General features: G+C 66.7%; 24 protein-coding genes. 17 read left to right on the top strand and 7 right to left on the bottom strand.

What is annotated here, in order from left to right:
* Positions 1-141 precede the first annotated feature (141 nt).
* On the bottom strand, positions 142-2,823 hold the full coding sequence (locus tag AC5E6L_RS05115; protein ID WP_491771701.1) for an Rne/Rng family ribonuclease: 2,682 nt from the start codon (positions 2,821-2,823) through the stop codon (positions 142-144).
* Positions 2,824-3,526: 703 nt separating this feature from the next.
* On the opposite strand from AC5E6L_RS05115, the gene AC5E6L_RS05110 reads away from it, so the two are divergent.
* On the top strand, positions 3,527-4,255 hold the full coding sequence (locus tag AC5E6L_RS05110; protein ID WP_491771699.1) for a helix-turn-helix transcriptional regulator: 729 nt from the start codon (positions 3,527-3,529) through the stop codon (positions 4,253-4,255).
* Between the two features lie 79 nt (positions 4,256-4,334).
* Here AC5E6L_RS05110 and AC5E6L_RS05105 read toward each other — a convergent pair whose 3' ends face one another.
* The 6 genes from AC5E6L_RS05105 to motA are packed head-to-tail and all read right to left on the bottom strand — an operon-like array spanning position 4,335 to position 9,086.
* A complete protein-coding gene (locus AC5E6L_RS05105; protein ID WP_491771697.1) occupies positions 4,335-4,781 on the bottom strand; it encodes a BspJ family T4SS effector nucleomodulin in 447 nt (148 codons plus the stop codon).
* 5 nt (positions 4,782-4,786) lie between these two features.
* Positions 4,787-5,851, bottom strand: coding sequence for an EscU/YscU/HrcU family type III secretion system export apparatus switch protein (locus AC5E6L_RS05100; RefSeq protein WP_491228521.1), 1,065 nt, complete (start codon positions 5,849-5,851; stop codon positions 4,787-4,789).
* A 17-nt stretch (positions 5,852-5,868) separates the two neighbouring features.
* The gene (locus AC5E6L_RS05095) at positions 5,869-6,876 is read right to left on the bottom strand and encodes a FliG C-terminal domain-containing protein (RefSeq protein WP_491228520.1); all 1,008 of its coding nucleotides are present in this window, start codon (positions 6,874-6,876) and stop codon (positions 5,869-5,871) included.
* A gap of 26 nt (positions 6,877-6,902) precedes the next feature.
* The gene (locus tag AC5E6L_RS05090; protein WP_491771694.1) at positions 6,903-7,286 is read right to left on the bottom strand and encodes a FliM/FliN family flagellar motor switch protein; all 384 of its coding nucleotides are present in this window, start codon (positions 7,284-7,286) and stop codon (positions 6,903-6,905) included.
* Positions 7,287-7,290: 4 nt separating this feature from the next.
* On the bottom strand, positions 7,291-8,211 hold the full coding sequence (locus AC5E6L_RS05085) for a FliM/FliN family flagellar motor C-terminal domain-containing protein (protein WP_491771692.1): 921 nt from the start codon (positions 8,209-8,211) through the stop codon (positions 7,291-7,293).
* Between the two features lie 5 nt (positions 8,212-8,216).
* Positions 8,217-9,086: a flagellar motor stator protein MotA gene (gene motA, locus AC5E6L_RS05080; protein WP_491228518.1), complete on the bottom strand. Its 870-nt coding sequence runs from the start codon at positions 9,084-9,086 to the stop codon at positions 8,217-8,219.
* Positions 9,087-9,246: 160 nt separating this feature from the next.
* Between motA and AC5E6L_RS05075 the strand changes: the two genes are divergently transcribed.
* The 16 genes from AC5E6L_RS05075 to AC5E6L_RS05000 all read left to right on the top strand — a co-directional run bounded on the left by AC5E6L_RS05075 (position 9,247) and on the right by AC5E6L_RS05000 (position 21,288).
* On the top strand, positions 9,247-10,032 hold the full coding sequence (locus AC5E6L_RS05075; protein WP_491228517.1) for a DUF1217 domain-containing protein: 786 nt from the start codon (positions 9,247-9,249) through the stop codon (positions 10,030-10,032).
* Positions 10,033-10,041: 9 nt separating this feature from the next.
* Positions 10,042-10,776 carry a flagellar basal-body rod protein FlgF gene (gene flgF, locus AC5E6L_RS05070; RefSeq protein ID WP_491771689.1) on the top strand — a complete coding sequence of 245 codons (735 nt, stop codon included), beginning with the start codon at positions 10,042-10,044 and terminating at the stop codon, positions 10,774-10,776.
* Positions 10,757-12,115, top strand: a complete 1,359-nt coding sequence (locus AC5E6L_RS05065) for a FliI/YscN family ATPase (RefSeq protein WP_491771687.1) — start codon at positions 10,757-10,759, stop codon at positions 12,113-12,115. Before flgF ends, AC5E6L_RS05065 begins: the two co-directional genes overlap by 20 nt.
* A complete protein-coding gene (locus AC5E6L_RS05060) occupies positions 12,096-12,722 on the top strand; it encodes a hypothetical protein (protein WP_491228514.1) in 627 nt (208 codons plus the stop codon). The genes AC5E6L_RS05065 and AC5E6L_RS05060 overlap by 20 nt, the downstream gene beginning before the upstream one ends.
* Positions 12,723-12,791: 69 nt before the next feature.
* A complete protein-coding gene (locus AC5E6L_RS05055; RefSeq protein ID WP_491228513.1) occupies positions 12,792-13,166 on the top strand; it encodes a flagellar basal body protein in 375 nt (124 codons plus the stop codon).
* A gap of 4 nt (positions 13,167-13,170) precedes the next feature.
* Positions 13,171-13,587: a flagellar basal body rod protein FlgC gene (gene flgC, locus AC5E6L_RS05050; protein WP_491228512.1), complete on the top strand. Its 417-nt coding sequence runs from the start codon at positions 13,171-13,173 to the stop codon at positions 13,585-13,587.
* Positions 13,587-13,901: a flagellar hook-basal body complex protein FliE gene (gene fliE, locus AC5E6L_RS05045; protein ID WP_491228511.1), complete on the top strand. Its 315-nt coding sequence runs from the start codon at positions 13,587-13,589 to the stop codon at positions 13,899-13,901. The genes flgC and fliE overlap by 1 nt, the downstream gene beginning before the upstream one ends.
* 12 nt (positions 13,902-13,913) lie before the next feature.
* The gene (flgG, locus tag AC5E6L_RS05040; protein WP_491228510.1) at positions 13,914-14,702 is read left to right on the top strand and encodes a flagellar basal-body rod protein FlgG; all 789 of its coding nucleotides are present in this window, start codon (positions 13,914-13,916) and stop codon (positions 14,700-14,702) included.
* Positions 14,703-14,707: 5 nt separating this feature from the next.
* A complete protein-coding gene (flgA, locus tag AC5E6L_RS05035) occupies positions 14,708-15,169 on the top strand; it encodes a flagellar basal body P-ring formation chaperone FlgA (protein ID WP_491771683.1) in 462 nt (153 codons plus the stop codon).
* A gap of 32 nt (positions 15,170-15,201) precedes the next feature.
* Positions 15,202-16,296 (top strand): flagellar basal body P-ring protein FlgI, encoded by a 1,095-nt coding sequence (gene flgI, locus AC5E6L_RS05030; protein WP_491228525.1) that lies wholly within the window; start codon positions 15,202-15,204, stop codon positions 16,294-16,296.
* 11 nt (positions 16,297-16,307) lie between these two features.
* A complete protein-coding gene (locus AC5E6L_RS05025) occupies positions 16,308-16,820 on the top strand; it encodes a MotE family protein (RefSeq protein ID WP_491771681.1) in 513 nt (170 codons plus the stop codon).
* Entirely contained in the window at positions 16,817-17,539 is a 723-nt protein-coding gene (locus AC5E6L_RS05020) for a flagellar basal body L-ring protein FlgH (protein ID WP_491228507.1), read from the top strand. Before AC5E6L_RS05025 ends, AC5E6L_RS05020 begins: the two co-directional genes overlap by 4 nt.
* Before the next feature lie 30 nt (positions 17,540-17,569).
* A complete protein-coding gene (locus tag AC5E6L_RS05015) occupies positions 17,570-18,154 on the top strand; it encodes a flagellar basal body-associated FliL family protein (protein WP_491771679.1) in 585 nt (194 codons plus the stop codon).
* Complete coding sequence (gene fliP, locus AC5E6L_RS05010) at positions 18,151-18,894, top strand: flagellar type III secretion system pore protein FliP (RefSeq protein WP_491771677.1); 744 nt, start codon at positions 18,151-18,153, stop codon at positions 18,892-18,894. Before AC5E6L_RS05015 ends, fliP begins: the two co-directional genes overlap by 4 nt.
* Before the next feature lie 205 nt (positions 18,895-19,099).
* The gene (locus AC5E6L_RS05005; protein WP_491771675.1) at positions 19,100-20,041 is read left to right on the top strand and encodes a flagellin N-terminal helical domain-containing protein; all 942 of its coding nucleotides are present in this window, start codon (positions 19,100-19,102) and stop codon (positions 20,039-20,041) included.
* Positions 20,042-20,343: 302 nt separating this feature from the next.
* The gene (locus tag AC5E6L_RS05000; protein WP_491771673.1) at positions 20,344-21,288 is read left to right on the top strand and encodes a flagellin N-terminal helical domain-containing protein; all 945 of its coding nucleotides are present in this window, start codon (positions 20,344-20,346) and stop codon (positions 21,286-21,288) included.
* The last annotated feature ends 239 nt before the right edge of the window (positions 21,289-21,527 follow it).

Below are 21,527 nucleotides of genomic sequence, written 5' to 3'. Positions count from 1 at the left end.
TTTCCTCGCTGCGGCGAAAAACCCTGTCCATCAAACCGCTCCCATCTAAAGACAAGCCGCTCTAGGCTGTATCTGCAAAGGGAAAAGACGCGCCGGATCAGGGGTTTGGCGCGTCTTTCCGATTCAGGGTCTCAGCCTGCCTCAGAAAAAGCCCTTGCCGCGCGCCCACCAGCCCGCGCGTTTGGGCTTGGCCTTGCTTTCCTTGGCGCTGTCGGAGACGACCACCGGCTCGGCATCGAGATTGAGGTTGGCCGCCGTGGCGCGCTTGCGCTCGGGCCTGTCTTCGCCGTTGGCGACCTGTTCCCTCGCATCCCCGGCCGCTTCGTCTTCGGCTGCCTCGCCACCGGCATCGTCCACATGGTCGCCGCCGTCTGGCGCCGGCGCCCGGGCGAGGGGTGTCTCGGCGCTCGCTTGGGCTTCGGCATCGGTCGCCGCTTCGGCCTCGACCGGCCCGCCCGCCTCCGCGCCATCATCGGTCTTCGGCGGAGCCTGCGTTTCCGCATCGGTCTCGATGGCGGACACGGCCTCCCGTTCCGCGCTTTCGGCCTCCGCCGCGATCCGGGCCGCTTCGGCCTCGGCGGCGATCCGGTCGGCCAGCGGGCCGACCGGCTCCGCATCGGGCAGAAGGTGTATCCGGTCGCGCCGGCCGCGGCCGCCGCGTCGCCCGCGCGAACGCCGCTTGCGCTTGCGGTTGCCCGTGTGATCGTCGTCCTCTTCGGACGCTTCGGCGGCATCGACCGCGCCGTCCTCCTCGCCGTCCCTTGCGCGCGCGCGCCTGCCGCGCCGCCGCTTGCGGCGGGGCCTTTCGTCCTCACCGTCCTCCTCGCCGCCCGGCTCGGACCGCCCGGCATCGTCCGGCTCGTCCTCTTCAATACCGATGCCGATCACCGGGCTTTCGGTCCTTGGGAGGTCGGACACGGCGCCGCGATCGATGGCGAACATCTCCGCGCCGATGTCGTGATCCATCTCGATGGTGATCCTGACCCCGAAACGGCCTTCCATCTCGGCCAGCGTGTCACGCTTGTTGTTGAGAATGTAGAGCGCCGTCTCGGCGGGCGTGCGCACCGCGACGTGGTGTCTGGCGCTCTTGAGCAGATGCTCTTCAAGCGAGCGGATGACATGCAGCGCGATCGATTGGGGCGAGCGCACATAGCCGGTCCCGTTGCAGGCCGGGCAAACCGACATGGTGCTTTCGAGCACCGAGGCCCGCATGCGCTGGCGGCTCATTTCCAGAAGGCCGAAATGGGAGATGCGGCCGACCTGGATGCGCGCGCGGTCGTGCTTGAGGCAGTCCTTGAGCTTCCTTTCCACCGCGCGGTTGTTGCGGTTCTCGTCCATGTCGATGAAGTCGATGACGATCAGGCCCGCAAGGTCGCACAGGCGCAGTTGCCGCGCCACCTCCTCGGCGGCTTCAAGGTTGGTTGCGAGCGCGGTCTCCTCGATCGAATGCTCGCGGGTCGACTTGCCCGAATTGACGTCGATGGCGACCAGCGCCTCGGTCTGGTTGATGATGATGTAGCCGCCCGACTTCAATGTCACCTGGGGCTGGATCAGCCTGTCGAGCTGCGCCTCGATCCCGGTGCGGGCCAGGATCGGCGCGCTGTCCTGCCAAGGCTTGACCACCTTGGCCTGGCTCGGCATCAGCATGGTCATGAAGTCCCTGGCCTCGCGGTAGCCCGCCTCGCCGGCGACGATGATCTCGTCGATGTCCTTGCTGTACAGATCGCGGATCGACCGCTTGATCAGGCTGCCTTCCTCATAGACGAGCGCCGGCGCCGTCGATGACAGGGTCAGGTCGCGCACATTGTCCCAAAGCCGCATCAGATAGTCGTAGTCGCGCTCGATTTCGGGCTGGGTGCGGTTCGCGCCCGCCGTCCTCAGGATCACGCCCATGCCCTTGGGCACGTCGAGCGTCTTGACACAGTCCTTGAGGCGCTTGCGGTCGGAGGTGTTGGTGATCTTGCGCGAGATGCCGCCGCCGCGCGCCGTGTTCGGCATCAGCACCGAATAGCGGCCGGCAAGCGAAAGGTAGGTGGTCAGCGCCGCGCCCTTGTTGCCGCGCTCCTCCTTGACGACCTGCACCAGGATCACCTGGCGCCGCTTGATCACCTCCTGGATCTTGTACTGGCGGCGCGAGGGGCGCCGCCGCGGCCGGCTTTCCTCCAGCGCGTCGTCCTCGCCGACATCCTCGAAATCGGTGTCCTCGTCATCGTCGCCATCGTCCGCAAGGGCCTCTGCGCCGGTTCCGTCCTCCTCATCGTCCACGTCCTCGGCGACGACCGCGCCGGCATCGGCATCCGCGGCCATGGCGACCGAGGCGTCCTCCTCCTCGCCGTCCGGTCCGGCGACAATGGTGTCCATTGCGACGGCGTCCATTGCGACCGGTTCGGCATCGGGCGTCTGCGCCTGGCGCTGCCTGGAGCGCCAGGGGCGCCGGCCGCGCCCCCGACGGCGGGTGCCGCGGCCCTTTCGTCCGCGTTCTTCGCCATTGCCATTGTCGCCGCCATGCTCTTCATCGTCGAAGTCGGCGTCGGCCCGCGCGGCCTCTTCCTCAAGCAGCGCCTGACGGTCCGCAAGCGGGATCTGGTAGTAGTCGGGATGGATTTCCGAGAAGGCGAGAAAGCCGTGCCGGTTGCCGCCATAGTCGACGAAGGCGGCCTGCAACGAGGGTTCGACCCGCGTTACCTTCGCCAGATAGATGTTTCCCCGAATCTGCTTCTTGTGCTGCGATTCGAAATCGAACTCTTCGAGGCGGTTACCCTTGACGACGACGGCGCGTGTTTCCTCCGGGTGGGAGGAATCGATGATCATTCTGTTTGGCATAAGTTCTGTTTCCGCCGGGCGGTGCAGCCTGCCAGCGGCCCCCTGGGGGAGCCGGATTAAGCGGCGACATAAGCTCCTTGAACGCGGGCGGAACATGGTCCGCCGGGCGTTCCGCGCCCGGTTCTTTGTTGATGTGTGCTGAAAGCGGCCGCGCTGTCCGTGCCCCCGGCCGCATCCTCGGTGCGTCCGGCGATCGGTGCGTTTGTTCAGTGTGTCTCAGCGACATGGTGTCTCAGCGACATGTCCGTTCAGCAATACTCGGTTGGCGCGCCCAATGGCGAACCGCGACATTCGCCCCGTAACCGGAGCGGGAAACGGCAAAGCGGTTTCCTTACAGACCTCCGCGCTCGCCATGACAATAGCGTTGACGACGCGTCGGCAATTCTGTGGTGCGGGCCGAACGCTCGACGGCGTACCGGGCCGGCGATTCCAAATTAGGTATTTGTCATTGAAACCGCAAGCAGTTTTATTTTGGCACACTTCGTTAAACGCGGGTTTATCGCGTGCTCAACCATACCCTGAGATTGCCTCGGCGAGGGGTTGCGGGCCGCTGGCGATACCGCCATATGGGTGTCGTTCATACACAGTGTGGACATATCCACGGACCTGCTCCTCCGTCATGATCGACATCGGTTCACCCCGACCCAATGGCAGGTGCCAGCCACAGACCCCGTAAATTCGACGGCGGTGCCGACCGTCACAAATGCCCGTGTTGGAAGAGAACAAGAACAATTATCGCGAGCGTGTCGCGTTGTGCACAACCACCTACGATCTGCTGCGGCTGATCAGACAGGTGACCACCGAGTTCCGCTATCGTTTCTTTGTCATCATGCGGCTGCCGTCGTTCAAGGATGAAAAGCTCTCGATGCTTACGGTCCTGACCAACTGGCCGGACGAGCTGCTTCGCCGTTATGACGAACTCGCCCTTCTCAGGGACAGCCCGGTCTACAATACGCTGCGGGCCAGCACCAAACCGCTGGTCTGGTCGAATCGGCCCGGCAGCCGCCACGCCCTGCGCGGCCAAACCTGCGAGACCCGGGACATGTTCTGTTCGTTCGGGATGAGCGAGGGCGTCTATGTCAGCGTTCAGGAGCCGGGCGGGCGACGCGGCGCGGTCGGCCTGTCGGGCGATCGCCCTTCGCCGGGCGAGGGAGAACTGGCCGAGCTCAGCTATGTGATGAACCTGATCTACGAGCGGCTGTCCGAGCTCGAAAAGGGAAGCAGGCCGCGAAAGGCGCAAAAGCTCAGCCAGCGCGAGAGCGAGTGCCTGATGTGGACGGCGTCGGGAAAGACGAGCGCCGAGATCGCCATCATTCTCAAGCTCTCCGAACACACGGTCAACCACTATCTGACGGCCGCCTGCCAGAAGCTTGGGGCGACCAACAGGGCGCACGCCGTCTACAAGGCCATGCGGGCGGGATATCTCGATTAGGGTCTGTGGAGAAAACGGAACCCCAATTCTCCACAGACCCTGATGTGGCCGCATGCGCGGCAGGTGTCCGAGCCTCCGGTCAGACCGGCGGCCTTGGCGGTCCGGCCGACGTTCCGGCATCGACCCGGTTCTGTGCGAAGGCGCGGCGGACGAGGTCGGCGCGATCGGTCCACGCGCCGCCGGCGCAAGGTTCGACATTTTGCAGCTCGACCGCCGCCTGCTCGCCCCCGATGGTCAGCCGGATGCGCGCATCGCATTGCGGCGTGGCGATGCGGACGCCCAGGACGATGGCGGGCGCCTCGCTCCATGGCGCGCGCACGTCCGCGTCGTCGTCATAGGTGATGAAGCCCGGCGCGAAGTGAAGCTCGGCGGCATCGGCGATCATCCGGTCCATCGCGGCGCGCCGCCCGTTGACGACATGGTCGATCAAGATGACCGGATCGATCATGCGCAGTTCGCTGACCAGCGGGCGCAGCTGGCCGGCAAGGTGGCGCTCCAGGCCGATCAGCGCGTCGTCCGGTCGCATCCCGCTCAGACCTTCTTCCTGTTCAGGTAGACGATGATCTCGGCGACCGCCTCGAAGAACTCGGGCGGGATCGCCTGGTCGACCGAGACGGTCTTGTACATGGCCCGCGTCAGGGGCGGGTTCTCGTGGATCGCAACGTCATGGTCGGCGGCGATCTGCTTGATGCGCTGGGCGATCAGATCCCGCCCCTTGGCGACAACCACGGGCGCGCGGTCGGCGGGCGCGTTGTAGCGCAGCGCGATCGCATAGTGGGTCGGGTTGGTCAGCACCAGCGTGGCGTTCGGCACCGCGCCCATCATGCGCTTTCGGGACCGGTCGCGCGCCACCGACTGCATGCGCGCCTTCATCAGCGGGTCGCCCTCTGCCTGCTTGAGCTCGTCGCGAATTTCCTTGTGCGACATGCGCAGGTCCTTCAGCCACTCCCGGTTGGTCCACAAAAGGTCCGCAACGGCGATCAGCGCCATGGCGAGCACCATGGTGAAGAGCAGGCCGAACATGATCCTGCCGATCTGGGCCAGGAACATTTCCGAATTGGTCACCGGCCCTTCGGACAGGGTCGGCAGTATGTTGCCGGCGAAGATCGCCACGCACGCCCCGGTGAAGGCGATCTTGGCGAGCACCTTGAAGAATTCGGCCCAGCCCTTGGCGCCGAACATGCGCTCGAACCCCTTCTTGAGGGAAATACGCGACAGCTCCGGCTTGATGCGCTTGGCGACCAGCCTTGGCGGGTTCTGCGCCAGCGAGCCCGCAAGGCCCGCCGCCGCCAGAGCCAGCATGACCGGCGCCAGGATCACCATCGTCACCTCGAAATAGCGCGTCATGACGCCCATCGTGTCCACCGGGCTCGCCAGCGAATACTGGCCCGCCCGGTCGAGAAGGATTTCGAGATGCGCCTTCAGTGTCGCCGCCAGACCATTGGCGGCAAAGCCGATAATGGCCGTGATCGCGGTGAGGGTGAACAGGACGGGCAGTTCCTTGGAGAAGGCGGTCTGACCCTTTTCGATCGCGTCCTGCTTTTTCTTTTCGGTCGGCTCCTGTGTCTTGCTGTCCTTGTCCTCGTCCTCGGCCATGGTGTTTCACCGATCCGTCAACCGCGCTTAGGCAGGGCGATGCGGCCTTCGCCGGCCAGTTTCATGGCCAGTTGGGCGATCTGCTTGCGCGTATCCTCGATGGCCGCGGGCGTCTCCCGGCCGCCGGCGGACAGTTCGGACTCGATCATCTTGCGCGCACGCTGGCTGATCGAGGACAGGACCGCCTCCTTGAGGTCGCCGTCGACGCCGCGCAGCGCCCGGACCAGCATGTCGTTGGGCAGCCCGTCGACGACCAGGGTGCGATGCGCGCCCTCCAGCAGCACGAGGTCGTCGAAACGGAACAGCCGCGATTCGAGCGCGGCCAGTTGCTTGGGGTCGATCGACTCGCGCACGCTCTTCATGAGCGATTCGCTTGCCACCTTCTCCATCGCGTTCATGATCTCGGCGACCCGCTCCGGCGCTGCCGCGCTGCCGCGCGCTGCGCCGCCGTCGGCGTCGAGCTTGAGATCCTTGACGAGCGCGTCGCCCACATGGGCCAGCCGCTCGCCGGGGATGTCCCGTGCCGTCATCATGGCGGTGACGATCGGCGTCTGCCGCTCGGCCGGCATCGCCTCCAGCACGCCCGCCGATTTCGCCGGCGGCAGTTGCGACAGCATCGCGGCGACCAGGCGGGGCGGCTCGGCCGACAGGCGCCCGACGAGCGTGTCGTTGTCGACGCCGGCGATCAGGTCCCATGGCGATGCCTTCTGCGCGGCCGGCCGGGCAGCCTCGTCCGTCTTTGCCGGCTCGCCGCCGGCGGTCGCCATCGATTCGTCGATGATCGCGTCGATCGCATCGCGGCTGTCGATGATCCCCGTGCCCTCGACGAAGGCCGCCTCGAACTCGCCGACCAGGGCGTCGACGTCGGTCTGCGGGATGTCCTTCAGGCTATGGCCCGCATCGATCATCAGGCGCAGTTCCTCGCCCTTGAAATATTTGAGCAACTGCTTGGCGCGCGGCTTGCCCATGGCGATCAGCACCGCGGCCGCCTTTTGCGGGGATGACAATGTGTAGCGCCGCTGCATGTTCGCCCGATGCCCCGAATCCGCTGCTATGAGCAGACGTTCGTTACCTTGAAGGCGAACCGGTCGGGCTCTTCCTGGGAGAGCTGCATCTGGCCCGTTGCAACCTTCACGCCGTTGACGAAGATGTCGACGGGATCGCCGACCCGGCTGTCGAGCGGGATCGTGGAGCCGCCTTCCAGGCGGTTGAGCTCGGCGACCGAAAGCTCGGCCCGCCCGATCACGGCCTGCACTTCGAGCGGAATCTCGCGCAAGGTCCTGGAAAGCCCGCCGGTTGCGGCGTCTTTGTCCCTGTCGACCGCGCCCTGCAGGTCGCTGATGGCCTGTTCCAGCGCGTTTTCCTGATCGTCACGAAGATCCCCGTCGGCACTTTGGGTGACGCTTTCAGCTTCGTCTTCGGCGGGCACTGCCATCTTCCTATCCCCTTTTGCCGGCATGCTGTTGCGCATGCGCTTCGAGCGCGGCGGTCAGCGGCGCGATCGGACCGGTGATGCGCGCGGCGTTGGCCGGGCCGAGCCGCCCGATCTGGCCGGCGAACAGGGGGCGCCCCTTGGCTCGGACGATCGCCGCTCCGCCGCTTGCCGCGCCCTCGATGACGTCGCCGGGCTTGAGCAGGGCGATCTGGCTGAGCGTTAGCTTTTCGAGCGCCAGGACCACATCGACGTCGAGCGCGAAGTCCGGCACGTTGAAGCCTCCGCGTCCGCGGTTGCGCGCGGCCCGCGCCTCGATCTCGGTCAGTTGCGCCGACAGCTCGATCAGCAGCCGGTGCGGCACATCGAGCCAGCAGGCGGCGCCATTGACCCCGAAGACCAGCGAAAAGACCAGCGTCGCCACGGTGTCGCCGCCGGTGTCGGCAAGCGCGGGGTCATCGCCGCGATGGACATCGACGCGGTCGAAGGCCAGTAGGGGCCGGTCGCTCTGGCGGGTGCGGCTGACGGTCTGCGCGGCCGACCGCAGGATGCCGATCTCCAGATGCGATACGGATCCGGGCGCGGCGGGCACTTCCATCTCGGGGTCGGCTCCCAGGAGCGCATTGTTCAAAAGGTTCGATCCCGCCCGGTCCAGATGCAGGATCAGCCGGCACTGTTCCTGCGGATAGCGCAGGGTGAACCCGGCGCATTCCGCGCTGCCGGCAGCGGGCTTGGCCGCCTGGGAGCCTGTCTCGAACGTCATCTCGAATTCAGGCGACAGCGACCGCAGCCGCGCGATCATATGGGCCGCGAACGCCGCGCCCATGCGCTTGACGACGCGGCTGATCGCCTCTTCGCTGACGCGGCGGCGCAGGATGCGGTCGACGACATCGCGGTCCCCGGACGAAGGATCGTATCGCTTCGCCATGGTGCTCACGCCGCCTGCGCCTCGTTCGCCCGGCCCGCCTCTTCCTCGACATCTTCGAGCGAGGGCCGGTAGTAGGCCGAGATCGTCTTGCGGCCGAATTCGAGCGCGACCTGCGGCATGGAGCCGTTCATGTAGGCGATCAGCGTCTGCTTGGCGACATAATAGAGCCGCACGCTCTTTTCGCGCACACCCTTGACCTTGGTGGCGATCGGCCCGACCACCGCATAGGCCAGAAAGATGCCCAGGAAGCTGCCCACGAGCGCGGCGGCGATCAGCCCGCCCAGGATTTCCGGGCTCTGGTCGATCGCGCCCATCGCCTTGATAACGCCCAGGATCGCCGCGACGATGCCGATCGCCGGCAGGCCGTCGGCGGAGTTCTGCAATGCCTGGTAGGGCTTGAGCCGGTCGCCCTTGATCGTCGCGATTTCCTCTTCCATCAGGGCCTCGACCTCGTGCGGACGCGCGTTTCCGACAATGATCAGGCGGACATAGTCGCAGATGAAGTGCGTGAGGTCCTCGCGTTCGAGGACCGCCGGATATTCGGCGAAGATGTCGGATTCGTCCGGATTGTCGATATGCGCTTCCACCTCGTTGCGCGGCTTGGACTTCAGGTCGCGCATCAGCCGGTGCAGCAGGCCGAGCAGTTCGAGATAGTCGTCCTGCCCCGGCACCTTGTTGGTCATCGCCTCCATGAACGCCTTGCCGGTGTCCTTGATCGCCGCCATGGTGTTGGCGACGATGAAGATGCCGATCGCCGCGCCGACGATGATGACCACCTCGAAGGGCTGCCACAGCACCTTGACGTAGCCGCCCATCGCCATGTAGCCGCCGAGCACGCAGCCGAACGTGACGATCAGGCCGATGATGATGCCCACGGGGAACTCCTCTTGAGGTTGCCCGGACGCTAAGGGCCAAACCTTGCTTGAACCTGTGCTTTGCGAGCCGTGCCGCATGGGCGCTGCGCGCGGACGTGCGCGGAAAGCTTCGCGCAAGCGCCGTCCGGTAGCGTGCCGCGACCATGGGCAAGGTGCGGACATGAACACGACGCTGGTTTCCCTCAATCAGATCACGCGCGACATGGGCGCGAGCCTGGACCGGCTGGGCGAGCGCGCCGACATCCAGCGCCAGGTCGACTATTATCGCCAGACGATCGGCACCATCGACACGCCCGAGCAACTGGTCGCCGATACACGCCTTTTCAACGTCGCCATGAAGGCGCACGGGCTTGAGGACATGGCCTATGCCAAGGCCTTCATGCTCAAGGTGCTCAGGGAGGGCGTCGACAGCGACGACGCCTTCGCCAACACGCTGGCCGACCCGCGCTATCGCGAATTCGCCGAAACGTTCAACTTCGCAAGGCACGGCGAGGCGGCGACGGCCTTCACCAAGGCGCAGGACGGGGTCGTCGACAGATTTCTGGTCCAGTCGCTTGAAAGCGAGGCCGGACAGGCCGATCCGGGCGTGCGGCTGGCGCTCTATTTCCAGCGCAAGGCGCCGCAGGTCGACTCCTATTTCGCCATACTGGCCGACAAGGCGCTGAGCGAGGTGGTGCGCACCGCCTTCGGCATTCCGGCCGAAACGGCCGTGCTCGACATCGACAGGCAGGCCGAGATGCTCGCCGACCGCTTGCCGCTTTCGGACCTCAAGGAACCGGCGAAGCGCGACGCGCTCGTCGAGCGCTTCGCCAATATGTGGCAGTTGCGCAACGGCGCCGCGCAGGGCGGCCTGCCGGCCGGCTCGCCCGCGCAGCTCCTGATGCCGGCGAGCACCATGTCGATCTCCGCCGATCTGATGCTTCAGATCGCGCAGATCGGGCGATAGGGGGGTCCGATGAACGACGGTCTGACCGTTGGCCTGTCGGCGCAGATCGCGCTCGAAAAGCGCCTGACCACGATCGCCTCCAACATCGCCAACACGCGCACGGTGGGGTTTCGCGCCGCCGAGGTGACGTTCGAGGACGCCATCGCCCGCCGGCAGACGGCCGATGGCGTGAGCAGCGTCGCGTTTGCGTCCGATGGCGCCGAGTTCGTCAACACCGAGGCTGGCGGTTTCGAAAAAACCGGATCGCCGCTCGATTTCGCGATCAACGGCGATGCCTGGTTCGCGCTCGAAACGCCCGCCGGCATCGCCGTTACCCGCGACGGCCGGTTCACCATCACCGGGCAGGGTGCCATTGTCTCGCTGGCCGGCCATCCGGTTCTCGATCCGGGCGGCGCGCCCCTTGAGGTCAACCCGCGCGGCGGCCCGCTCGAAGTGGGCGCGGACGGTTTCATCCGCCAGGACGGCGCGCAGGTCGGCGCGCTCGGCCTTTACGCCTTCGAGCCGGGGCCGGACTTTGTCCGGCACGGCGATTCGGGCATTCTCGCCGACGCGGCGCCCGATCCGGTGATCGACGCGCCCGACGTGACGGTCGTCCAGGGTTATGTCGAGCAGTCCAACGTCGACCCGGTCGAGGAGCTGACCCAGCTCATCATGGTCCAGCGCAGTTTCGACAACGCCGCCGGGATGATCCGCTCGACCGAGGAGTCCCTGACCAAGCTGATCAATGCCTTCCACCGCGGCTGACGCCGGCCCGACCCTGGATGCCCTGGCCGCGGGCATCGCCGCGCTGCCCGAGGCGGACGCCATGGTCGCCCGTGGCGGCCTTGTGAGCGCCGTGCGGCCGGACAGCGTGGTGGTCACGGGGCTGCCGCGCTCGGCGTGCATCGGCGATGTCGTCCGCTTCGGCGGCGCGCAAAGCCATGCCCTGGGCGAGGTGCAGCATGTCGAGGCCGGCGCGTTCGTGGTCGCGCCCATGACGCCGCTCGACCGCGTTTCGGTCGGTGACATCGCGCTGCATGCGGGCAATATCGATCCGGTGCCGGACGAATGCTGGCTGGGCCGCGTCGTCAACGCGCTCGGCGAGCCCATCGATGCGCGCGGCCCCCTGCCGCGGGCGCGTGCCGCCGAAAGGAAGCCGCCCCTCGGCGCGCTGGGCCGGGCGCGCGTGTCCGAGCCCTTCCGCACGGGCGTGCGGGCGATCGACCTGTTCACGCCGCTGTGCGTCGGCCAGCGCTTCGGCATCTTCGCCGGCAGCGGCGTGGGCAAGTCCACGCTCCTTTCGATGCTGGCCCGGGGCGGTGGGTTCGATGCGGTCGTCGTCGGCCTTGTCGGGGAGCGTTCGCGCGAGGTGCGCGAATTCGTCGAGGACACGCTCGGTCCCCAGACGATGGCAAGGGCGCTGATCGTCGCCGCCACGGGCGATGAGAGCGCGGTCATGCGCCGCCGTGCCGCCCCGCTCGCCATGCGCTTCGCCGAAGCGCTGCGCGACCGGGGCAAGCGCGTCCTCTACCTTCTCGATTCGGTCACGCGTTTCGCCCACGCCCTGCGCGAGACCGGCATTGCGGCGGGCCAGCCGCCGGTGCAGCGCGGCTATCCGGCGACCGTCTTCGCCGAACTGCCCATGCTGCTCGAACGGGCCGGGCCGGGCGGCGACAATGGCGGATCGATCACGGCGATCGTCACGGTCCTTGTCGATGGCGACGATCACAACGATCCGATCGCCGATACGATGCGCGGCATCCTGGACGGCCATCTGGTGCTTGAGCGCGCAATCGCCGATGGCGGCCGCTATCCGCCGGTCAACGCGCTCGCCTCGATCTCGCGGCTCGCGAGCCGGGTCTGGAAGCCGCAGGAGGCCGAACTGGTCGCCGGTTTGCGGGCGATGATGGCCCGTTTCGAGGAAACGCGGGACTTGCGCCTTCTGGGCGGCTGGAAGCCCGGCGGCGATCCCGAACTGGACCGGGCCGTGGGAACGGTGCCGCATCTTTACGGCGCGCTGAACCAGCGCCCGTCCGACCCGCCCTCGACCGATCCGTTCGCCGAACTTGCGGAGGTGCTGCGCGATGCAACGGCCAAGGCATGAGCCGTCCCGCCGGCGGAGCGGCCGCATCGGCCGCGCCTGGCGCGGCCTGAAACGGGCCGGGCCGGGCGACTGTACGGTCTGGGGCGGCGCGCTCGCGCTTGCGGCTTTTTCGATCTGGTTTCCCTGGGACGCCTACGTCAACCAGGCGCGCTACGGTCCGCCGACCCTCCAGTTCTCGCGTAACGGCGCGGTGCCCGCCGACGTGATCGCGCTTCGGGAAGGTCGCGCGCCCTTGTTCGACATGGTCGCCGGGACCTATGTCGGCGATCCGCCGCCCAGGGACCTGGCCGGGGGCGTCCCGGCCGACCCGTTCGCGACCGCGGCGCCTGTGTCCGAGGACCGGGACGGCGCCGACGAGGCGGCCGCATCGCCGCTCGGCATCGATCCGATCACCACGGCGGGCGTGCCCGACGGCGATGCCGCCGCGCACGTCTATCGTTTGCTCGATGCCGGACGCGGGCTGGCGCTGATTGCCGATACCGAGGGCATCTACATCGTCCGGCCCGGGGCCGTGCTGCCGGACGGCCGTCGCGTGACGGCCGTTCTCGGCCGTGGCGGAAGCGCCCGCATCGTCACCGGGGACGAAAGCGAGGTGCGGCTCGACTGACGGCCCGCAAACCGCAAGCCACGCGCAAGTCAGCGCCGATATCCTTGCCCCAAGTGAAAGGATGTCGTGATGACACCGGTGCAATTGTTCAATCTCGCCGCGCGCCAGGCCGACTGGCTGTCCGTTCGCCAGGCCGCCGTCGCCAGCAACATCGCCAACGCCAATGTTTCCAGCTATCAGGCGCAGGACGTGTCTCCCTTTGCGGCGCAGATGAAGGTCGCCCAGGTGCGCCTTGAAGCCACCATGGCCGATCATATCGGCGTGCCGAGGGGGCAGGCCGCCCCGCCGGGAGCATTCGAGCCTGCAACGATGAGGACCGTCGGCGGGCCGGTGGTTCTGGAAACCGAGCTGGCCAAATCCGGCCAGGTGCGTGCCGGCATGGAGCTGAACACCGGCATCGTCGCCGCTTTCCATCGCATGACGCTGATGGTCTCAAGGGGTTAGTGCCATGGATGCGCTGACAGCCTCCCTGAAGGTGGCCGGGTCCGGCTTGCATGCCGAAGCGACCCGGCTGCGCGTCGTCTCCGAGAACATCGCCAACGCCAATTCCACCGGCGACGCGCCGGGCGCCGATCCTTACGCGCGCAAGAAGATCGCCTTTCAGAGCGCCGTCGACCGCGCCTCGCAGGCCGCGCTCGTGCAGATCGACACGATCGACATCGACCGCTCGGACTTCGTTCAGGAGTTCGATCCGTCCCATCCGGCGGCCGACGCTGACGGCTATGTCAAGCTGCCCAACGTCAATCCGATCATCGAGATGGCGGACATGCGCGAGGCCAATCGCAGCTATCAGGCCAACCTTCAGGTGCTCAAGCAGGCGCGCGAGCTGATTTCCATGACCATCGATCTGATGAGGGCGCGCTGATGATCGAGCAGTTGCAGGCGGTCGCCGGTGCGGGCCTTGCCCGCGCGGACCTCATTCAAACCACCCAGCCGGCGCAAGAGGCGGCGCGCATCGGCGCGCTTTCCTTCGGCGAGATCATGCGCGACCGGATCGCCGCCTCGATCGATTCGGTCAAGGCCGCCGAGAGCGTTTCGGTCGCCGGCATCAAGGGACAGGCCGACGTTCGCGCGGTCAGCGACGCGGTGATGGAAGCCGAGCGCAATCTGCAGGCGGCCGTCGCGATTCGGGACAAGATCGTCACCGCCTATCTCGACATGACCCGCATGGCGATCTGAGGAGCAGCGCGTATGAAGGCCCTAGCGATCGCCGCCACCGGCATGAACGCCCAGCAGACCAACCTTGAGGTCATCGCCAACAACATCGCCAATGTGAACACAACCGGCTTCAAGCGGGGGCGGGCCGAGTTCTCGGACCTGCTCTATCAGGTCGAGCGCGTCGCCGGCGTTCCGAACCGGGCCAATGAGAACAGCGTGCCCGAGGGCAGCCATGTCGGCCTTGGCGTGCGCACCGCCGCCGTCCGCGAGATCCACCTTCAGGGCGCGCTCAACGCGACCAACAACCGGTTCGATATGGCCTTGACCGGGCCGGGCTATTTCCAGATCGACGGGGCGGGCGGCGCCACGCGCTACACACGCGCCGGCGCCTTCAGCACCAATGCCGAAGGCCAGCTCGTCACGGTCGACGGTTATGCCGTCCAGCCCGCCATCGTCATCCCCCAGAACACGGTCGAGGTCTCGATCAACGATAGCGGCCAGGTCTTCGCGCGCGTGGCCGACCAGAACCTGTTGCAGGAGATCGGCCAGCTCACGCTGGCGAGCTTCGCCAACAATGCCGGCCTCAAGCCGCTGGGCGGCAATCTTTACGCCGAGACCGACGCATCCGGTCCGGCCATTGTCGGCGTGCCCGGCGATCCCGGTTTTGCGACCGTGCGCCAGGGCTATCTGGAACAGTCCAACGTCGATCCGGTGCGCGAGATCACCGAGCTGATCGCGGCGCAGCGCGGCTACGAGATGAACTCCAAGGTCATCCAGGCGTCCGACCAGATGTTGGCCACCGTCGCCACCGGCCTGAGGTAGAGGCCGTGCGGTTGGCGGGCCTGGTCGCGACCCTGGCGATCGTGTTGCAGGCGGCCGCGCTCGCGGGCGCGCTCGCCGATCCCTTGCGCGCCTATGCGGTGGTCGAGCGCATCGTCTATCCGGGGCAGACGATCGCCGCCGGCAATGTCGCCATACGCCAGCACACGCGCGCCATTCCCGACGATTTTCCGGTCGTGCGCACCCGAGCCGACCTTGCCGGCATGGTCGCCGCGCGGACGCTTCTGCCCGGCCGCGCGATCGCGCCCGACATGCTGCGCGCCCCGTTCGCCGTCGAGCAGGGCGCGACCATCGCCGTGGACCTTCGCCAGGGCGCTCTGTCGATCACGATGAGGGCGGTGGCACTTGAGGACGGTGCCATCGGTGACACGATCCGCGTGCGCAACGCCCGCAACGGCCGCACCGTGTGCGCGACGGTCCGCTCGCCCTTGCGCGCCGAGGTGTGCTGATGGTCGGGCGCGCCGCGGTCGCCATGTGCGCCATGTGTCTTGTCGCCGTGTGTCTTGTCGCCATGTGCGCGGCCGAGGCGCTTGCGACCTCGCGCATCAAGGACATCGCCGTGCTACAGGGCTCGCGCGACAATCAGCTCATCGGCTACGGGCTGGTCGTCGGCCTTCAGGGCTCCGGCGACAGCTTGCGCAACGCCCCGTTCACCGAGCAGTCCATGCGCTCCATGCTCGATACGCTCGGCGTGGCGACGGCCGAGGGCAGGGCGCGTCTCAAGAACATCGCCGCCGTCATGGTCACCGCCAACCTTCCGGCCTTCGCAACCTCCGGCGCGCGCATCGACGTGACCGTCTCCTCGCTTGGCGATGCCACCTCCCTTGGCGGCGGCCAACTCGTCATGACGCCGCTTCTGGGCGCTGACGGGCAGATCTACGCGGTCGCGCAAGGGTCCGTGTCGATTTCGGGCTTCGCCGCCGAGGGGCAGGCGGAAACCGTCACGCAGGGCACGCCGACCACCGGCCGCATCGCCGGCGGCGCGATCGTCGAGCGCGAGGTGCCGGTCGATTTCAGCCGGGAAGGCGGCTTCCTGCTTCAGCTTCGCAATCCCGATTTCTCCACCGCCGTGCGCGTGACCGATGCGATCAACGCCCATGCCCGCTCGGCGTTCGGGCGCGCCGTCGCAAGGGAGCTCGATGCGCGCACCGTAAAGCTCGACAAGCCCGAGGACGTATCGCCGGCCCGCTTCATCGCCGCCATCGAAAACCTCGGCGTCGAAACCGATCAGCCGGCCCGGATCGTGCTGGACGAGAAGTCGGGCACGGTGGTGATCGGCGCGGACGTGCGCGTCTCGCGCGTCGCCGTCAGCCATGGCGCCCTGACGGTCCGGATCACCGAGGCGCCAAGGGTCGTCCAGCCCGCGCCGTTCTCCGACGGCGTCACCGCGGTCGAGCCATCCACCTTCATCGACGTCGACGAGGAAGGCACCCAGATCGGCACGATCGACGGCGTCGATCTGCAAAGTCTCGTCGAGGGGCTCAATCGCCTTGGCGTGCAGCCGCGCGACGTCATCGCGATCCTCCAGGCCATCAAGAGCGCGGGCGCGCTCAATGCCGAACTGATCGTCCAGTGAACGGAAGCGCCATGAACTCCCAAAGCTCCCCCGCAACCCTTCCCGCGCTCCTGGTCGCCGCCTGCGCCGTCGCCGGCCCCGTGCTGATGCCGCTTGCCGCGCACGGCCAGGCCCGGACGCCGGCCGACGTGCGGAACTTCTGCGCCAACATCGTCGACGAGGCGCGCGAGCGCCGCTACGCGATCCAGCGCGAGGAGCTTGAGGCGCTCAGGGCCGAGATCGCGGCCAAGATCGCCATTCTGGAGGAAAGGCGGTCGGCCTTCGAGGAGTGGGCGGCCAAGCGCGAGCGGTTCGCCGAGGCGGCCAGTGAGGGGCTCGTTGCGGTCTACGCCAGCATGCGCCCCGATGCGGCGGCCCAGCGCATGGAGGAATTGCCGGCCGAACTGTCGGCTGCGCTGCTGACCAAGCTCAAGCCCCGCACCTCGGCCGCCATCCTCAACGAGATGGCGACCAGGGACGCCGCGCTGATCACGCAGATCATGGCGGCCGTGGCCGACACCGCAGCGCCCGGGCAGGGCAAATGATGCGCACGGCCGAGCGTGCCGTCCGTCTCGCCCCGGCCCTGTGCGCGGCGCTGGCGTTGGCCGCGTGCGGCACGACCAGGGATCTGGGTCGGCCGCCGGCGCTGTCGCCTGTGGGCTCGGGCATCGACGACCAGCTTCCGCCCCCGCTCATCGAATCGAAATATCCCGGCCAGCCCGTCAACAGATATTCGACCTGGGACGACCGGACGGCGAGCCTGTTCACGGCCCGCAAGGCGCTCACGCGCGGCGACACGCTGACGGTGCTGATCGACATCGCCGACCGCGCCGAGCTTCAGAGCGATTCCGAGCGCTCGCGCATCACGTCGCGGCTCTGGAATCTTGGCGCCAACGTGGACATGAACGGCCGTGGCGGCAGCGGTTCGGCGGACGCCAGCTTTGGCGGCGACACCGGTTTCTCCGGCGGGGGGGCGACATCGCGGTCCGAGTGGATCGATCTGCGCGTCGCGGCGACGGTGGTCGATGTGCTGCAAAACGGCCATCTGGTCATTCGCGGCACGCAGGAGGTGCGGGTCAACGCCGAAATGCGCATTCTCACCGTTGCGGGAATCGTCCGGCCTTCGGACATCGATCCGTCCAACACCATCGCCTATGACCGGATCGCCGAGGCGCGGATCTCCTATGGCGGCACGGGCCACATCTCCGAAATGCAGCAGCCGCCCTACGGGCAACAATTCATCGACCGCATCTCACCGTTCTAGCGGTGCGTGGCGCGCAGGGTTTGTCAGTCAATGGCCGAGGACATCGCCGAGGATGCACGCGAAACCGGGAAGACCTCGCCCCTCATGGCGGCGGTCTTCCTGCTCGTCGCCGCGCTTGTCGCCGGCGGGTCCGGTTTCGCCGCCGGCACGGTTCTGTTCGCCCCGATGATCGCCGCCGACGGTGAGGCCGCCACGCCTGCGGCCGCCGAGGCGGAGCGCGCAGATCGCGCCGAGGACGGTCGCGGCGCCGGCGGCCATGGCGGCGATCAGGGAGCCGAGGACGCAGCGGCCGCCATGCGCGGCCTCGACCATAGCGGGCTGAAGATCGTCCCGCTCGATCCGATCACCACCAATATCGGCGCGCCGTCCGAGGTGTGGGTGCGCATGGAACTGTCGCTGGCGGTCGATCCTGGCGAGCATGGCGACGGGCTGGATCCGGCGACCGTCGAGGCGATCCAGGCGGATTTTCTGGCCTATATGCGCACGACGCGGCTTCAGGCGCTTTCCATGCCCAGCGGCTTCCAGCATCTGGTCACCGATCTTGAAAGCCGCGCGGCCCTGCGCAGCCGGGGCGCGGTCAGGCGCGTCTATGTCAAGGCGCTGCTGCTGGAATGAGAGCGCTCCTTTTCCTTGCGATGATGGCGGCAGTGCTGCTCGCGCCCCAGCCCGCGCTCGCCCAGGCGCTCGAAGGCTTCGCCCTACCCGACCGGGTCGGCGGGCTGACGAGCGCCGACATCATCCAGCTTTTCGGCCTGATCACCGTGCTGGCGATCGCGCCCGGCCTGCTGATCATGGTGACGAGCTTCACCCGTTTCGTCATCGTCTTTTCGATCCTGCGCACCGGTCTCGGCCTGCAATCGACGCCCGCCAACATCATTTTGATCTCGCTTGCCCTGTTCATGACCTTCTATGTCATGGCGCCGGTCTTCGACCGGGCCTGGCAGAACGGGTTGCAGCCGCTCCTTGCCAACGAGATCGCAGAGGAGCAGGCGCTTGGCGAGATCGTCGAACCGTTCCGGGCCTTCATGCTGGAAAACACGCGCGATCGCGATCTCGACCTCTTTACCGATCTTGCGCGCGAGCGCGGCCAGGACGTCGTCGTCGACGGCCGGATCGATCTGCGCATCCTGGTTCCCGCCTTCATGATCTCCGAGATCAGGCGCGGCTTCGAGATCGGGTTTCTCGTCGTGCTGCCGTTTCTGGTGATCGACCTGATCGTGGCCACCATCATCATGGCGATGGGGATGATGATGCTGCCGCCGTCGGTGATCTCGCTGCCCTTCAAGATCCTCTTTTTCGTGATGATCGACGGATGGAACCTGCTCGTGGGCAGCCTGGTGCGCTCCTTCGTTTGAGCCGGGGGGTGGGGCGGTTTTCACGCCGCTTGCGCGTCGGAAACGGGCTTTGCAAAAAAAGGCGCGGCTTCAGCCGGCGTTAATGTCTGCCCCCTATAGACCGTTTCAGCAGCAGGCACCGCTTCAGCGGCCGGCATGATGCCGCCCTGCCGCGCCGGGTCCACCGGAATGTCCCTTGTTTGTTACCAGTAGAAAGGGACGCATCATGTCCAGCTTGATGACCAACGTGTCTGCGATGACCGCATTGCGGTCACTGCAGAACACGAACAGCCAGATCGAAACCACCCAGGCCCGCATCGCCACCGGCATGCGCGTCAACGAGGCCGCCGACAACGCCGCCTACTGGTCGATCGCGACCACCATGCGCTCGGACAACAAGGCGCTGTCCACGGTTCAGGACGCGCTCGGCCTGGGCGCCGCCAAGGTGGACGTCGCCTATACCGGCATCAATTCGGCCATCGAGGTGGTCGACGAAATCAAGGAAAAACTCGTCGCCGCGCGCGAGCCCGGTGTCGACCGCTCGAAGATCCAGTCGGAAGTCAAGGAGTTGCAGAACCAGCTCACCTCGATCGCCACCTCGGCGGGCATCGTTGGCGAGAACTGGCTCAACGTCGATTCCAGCGCGTCGGGCTATTCGGCCACCGAGACCTTGGTTGCCTCCTTCAACCGCAGCGAAACCGGCGCGGTATCGGTTGCCACGATCAGCATCACCAAGTCCTCGACCGCCCTGTTCGACGCCAACTCCTCTGCCAGCGGCATCCTGGACACGACGTTCAACCTCGACAGCGACGATGGCGCGACGACCCCGGTCACCTACACCGCCACGGTCGCCTCGCTCGATCTGACGGAGACCTACATCACCGACGCGGACGTCGAGGCCATGATAACCGGTGTCGATGCCGCGCTTCAGTCCATGACCACGGCCGCTTCCGAACTCGGTTCGGCCAAGAAGCGCATCTCGCTGCAAAGCGACTTCGTCGGCAATCTGATGGATGCGGTCGATCGCGGCATCGGCCAGCTCGTCGATGCCGACATGAGCGCCGAATCGACCAGGCTGCAAGCCCTTCAGGTGCAGCAGCAGCTCGGCATCCAGGCCATGTCGATCGCCAACGGCAACGCCCAGTCGATCCTGTCGCTGTTCCGCTGATCGGTTCCCGCGCTTATCGATGAAAGGGCCGCCCGGTTGCCGGGCGGCCCTTTTCGCATGTCCGGTCCGATGATGCCGGCGGGGCGAGCTTGACGTGCGGCCGGTCTTTGAAGAGGCGGGCCTGCCCGGCATATCGTGGGGTGGGCCCGTTTAGCTTTTGTTAGCCATTCCCGTTTACGTTAACGAATTGATAGCGAGCCCGTGCCGGCGGCCTTTCGGGCCGGCATGGCCTGGGGTGTCCTCATCGTGCCGGCTCGGGCCGGAGCGTCGCTGATGTGCGGATTGTTTGGAAAGGGCCTTGAATGTCCAGCTTGATGACCAACGTGTCTGCGATGACCGCATTGCGGTCGCTTCAGAACACGAACAACCAGATCGAAACGACGCAAGCGCGGATATCGACCGGTTACCGGGTCGCCGAGGCCGCCGACAACGCCGCCTACTGGTCGATCGCGACCACCATGCGGTCCGACAACAAGGCGCTGTCCACGGTTCAGGACGCGCTCGGCCTTGGCGCGTCGAAGGTCGACATCGCCTATACGGGCGTGAATTCGGCCATCGAGGTGGTCGACGAGATCAAGGCCAAGCTGGTCGCGGCCCGCGAGCCGGGCGTCGATCGTTCCAAGATCCAGACCGAAATCGGCCAGTTGCAGAACCAGTTGATCTCGAACGCCAGCGGCACCTCGTTAAACGGCGAGAACTGGCTGGCTGTCGATTCGAGCGCCACCGGCTATTCGGCCACCGAGAGCATCGTCGCTTCCTTCACGCGGTCCGCGGACGGTTCGGTCTCGGTTGAGACCATCAGCATTTCCAAGGCCGGCATTGCCCTGTTCGACGCCAATTCCGCGGCCACCGGCATCCTGGACACGACGTTCAACCTCGACAGCGACGATGGCGCGACGACCCCGGTCACCTACACCGCCTCGGTCGCCACGCTCGATCTGACGCAGACCTACATCACCGACGCGGACGTCGACGCCATGATAACGGGCGTGGAAGCGGCGTTGCAGACCATGACCGATGCGGCCTCGAACCTGGGCTCGGCCAAGAAGCGCATCTCACTGCAAAGCGACTTCGTCGGCAATCTGATCGATGCGATCGATCGCGGCGTCGGCCAGCTCGTCGATGCCAACATGAACACCGAATCGACGCGATTGCAGGCCCTTCAGGTGCAGCAGCAACTCGGCATTCAGGCGCTGTCGATCGCCAACGGCAACGCCCAGTCGATCCTGTCGCTGTTCCGCGGTTGATCCTGTTGGTCTCCATGCTGCTTTCCGGGCCGCCTTCGTGCGGCCCTTTTTCGTTTTTCATCAATGGCCTGGCGGGCTTTCATCACCTTCGCGCAAGCTTGAGGGCCTAGGCTGAAGCAAAGCTTGGGAGACCGCGCGTGCCGGACAATCTGAAGACGCTTGCCGCCAATCTGGGCGCTCTGGGCCCGCGTCGCCTCATGCTTATGGGCGGCGTCTTCTTTCTCCTCGTCTTGGCGGTC

It is taken from the genome of Roseitalea sp. (genome assembly GCF_984466335.1).
This window is presented reverse-complemented; position numbering and strand designations above follow the sequence as displayed.

Bases quoted from the DNA above. Each gene is read 5' to 3' on its own strand.
- flgC (WP_491228512.1), top strand. From the start codon at position 13,171: ATGGATGCGCTGACAGCCTCCCTGAAGGTGGCCGGGTCCGGCTTGCAT.
- fliE (WP_491228511.1), top strand. From the start codon at position 13,587: ATGATCGAGCAGTTGCAGGCGGTCGCCGGTGCGGGCCTTGCCCGCGCG.
- AC5E6L_RS05110 (WP_491771699.1), top strand. From the start codon at position 3,527: ATGCCCGTGTTGGAAGAGAACAAGAACAATTATCGCGAGCGTGTCGCG.
- AC5E6L_RS05000 (WP_491771673.1), top strand. From the start codon at position 20,344: ATGTCCAGCTTGATGACCAACGTGTCTGCGATGACCGCATTGCGGTCG.
- AC5E6L_RS05100 (WP_491228521.1), bottom strand. From the start codon at position 5,851: ATGGCCGAGGACGAGGACAAGGACAGCAAGACACAGGAGCCGACCGAA.
- AC5E6L_RS05075 (WP_491228517.1), top strand. From the start codon at position 9,247: ATGAACACGACGCTGGTTTCCCTCAATCAGATCACGCGCGACATGGGC.
- AC5E6L_RS05005 (WP_491771675.1), top strand. From the start codon at position 19,100: ATGTCCAGCTTGATGACCAACGTGTCTGCGATGACCGCATTGCGGTCA.
- AC5E6L_RS05105 (WP_491771697.1), bottom strand. From the start codon at position 4,781: ATGCGACCGGACGACGCGCTGATCGGCCTGGAGCGCCACCTTGCCGGC.
- AC5E6L_RS05090 (WP_491771694.1), bottom strand. From the start codon at position 7,286: ATGGCAGTGCCCGCCGAAGACGAAGCTGAAAGCGTCACCCAAAGTGCC.
- fliP (WP_491771677.1), top strand. From the start codon at position 18,151: ATGAGAGCGCTCCTTTTCCTTGCGATGATGGCGGCAGTGCTGCTCGCG.
- AC5E6L_RS05020 (WP_491228507.1), top strand. From the start codon at position 16,817: ATGATGCGCACGGCCGAGCGTGCCGTCCGTCTCGCCCCGGCCCTGTGC.
- flgF (WP_491771689.1), top strand. From the start codon at position 10,042: ATGAACGACGGTCTGACCGTTGGCCTGTCGGCGCAGATCGCGCTCGAA.
- AC5E6L_RS05060 (WP_491228514.1), top strand. From the start codon at position 12,096: ATGCAACGGCCAAGGCATGAGCCGTCCCGCCGGCGGAGCGGCCGCATC.
- AC5E6L_RS05095 (WP_491228520.1), bottom strand. From the start codon at position 6,876: ATGCAGCGGCGCTACACATTGTCATCCCCGCAAAAGGCGGCCGCGGTG.
- flgG (WP_491228510.1), top strand. From the start codon at position 13,914: ATGAAGGCCCTAGCGATCGCCGCCACCGGCATGAACGCCCAGCAGACC.
- AC5E6L_RS05065 (WP_491771687.1), top strand. From the start codon at position 10,757: ATGCCTTCCACCGCGGCTGACGCCGGCCCGACCCTGGATGCCCTGGCC.
- AC5E6L_RS05115 (WP_491771701.1), bottom strand. From the start codon at position 2,823: ATGCCAAACAGAATGATCATCGATTCCTCCCACCCGGAGGAAACACGC.
- AC5E6L_RS05015 (WP_491771679.1), top strand. From the start codon at position 17,570: ATGGCCGAGGACATCGCCGAGGATGCACGCGAAACCGGGAAGACCTCG.
- flgI (WP_491228525.1), top strand. From the start codon at position 15,202: ATGTGTCTTGTCGCCGTGTGTCTTGTCGCCATGTGCGCGGCCGAGGCG.
- AC5E6L_RS05055 (WP_491228513.1), top strand. From the start codon at position 12,792: ATGACACCGGTGCAATTGTTCAATCTCGCCGCGCGCCAGGCCGACTGG.
- AC5E6L_RS05085 (WP_491771692.1), bottom strand. From the start codon at position 8,211: ATGGCGAAGCGATACGATCCTTCGTCCGGGGACCGCGATGTCGTCGAC.
- AC5E6L_RS05025 (WP_491771681.1), top strand. From the start codon at position 16,308: ATGAACTCCCAAAGCTCCCCCGCAACCCTTCCCGCGCTCCTGGTCGCC.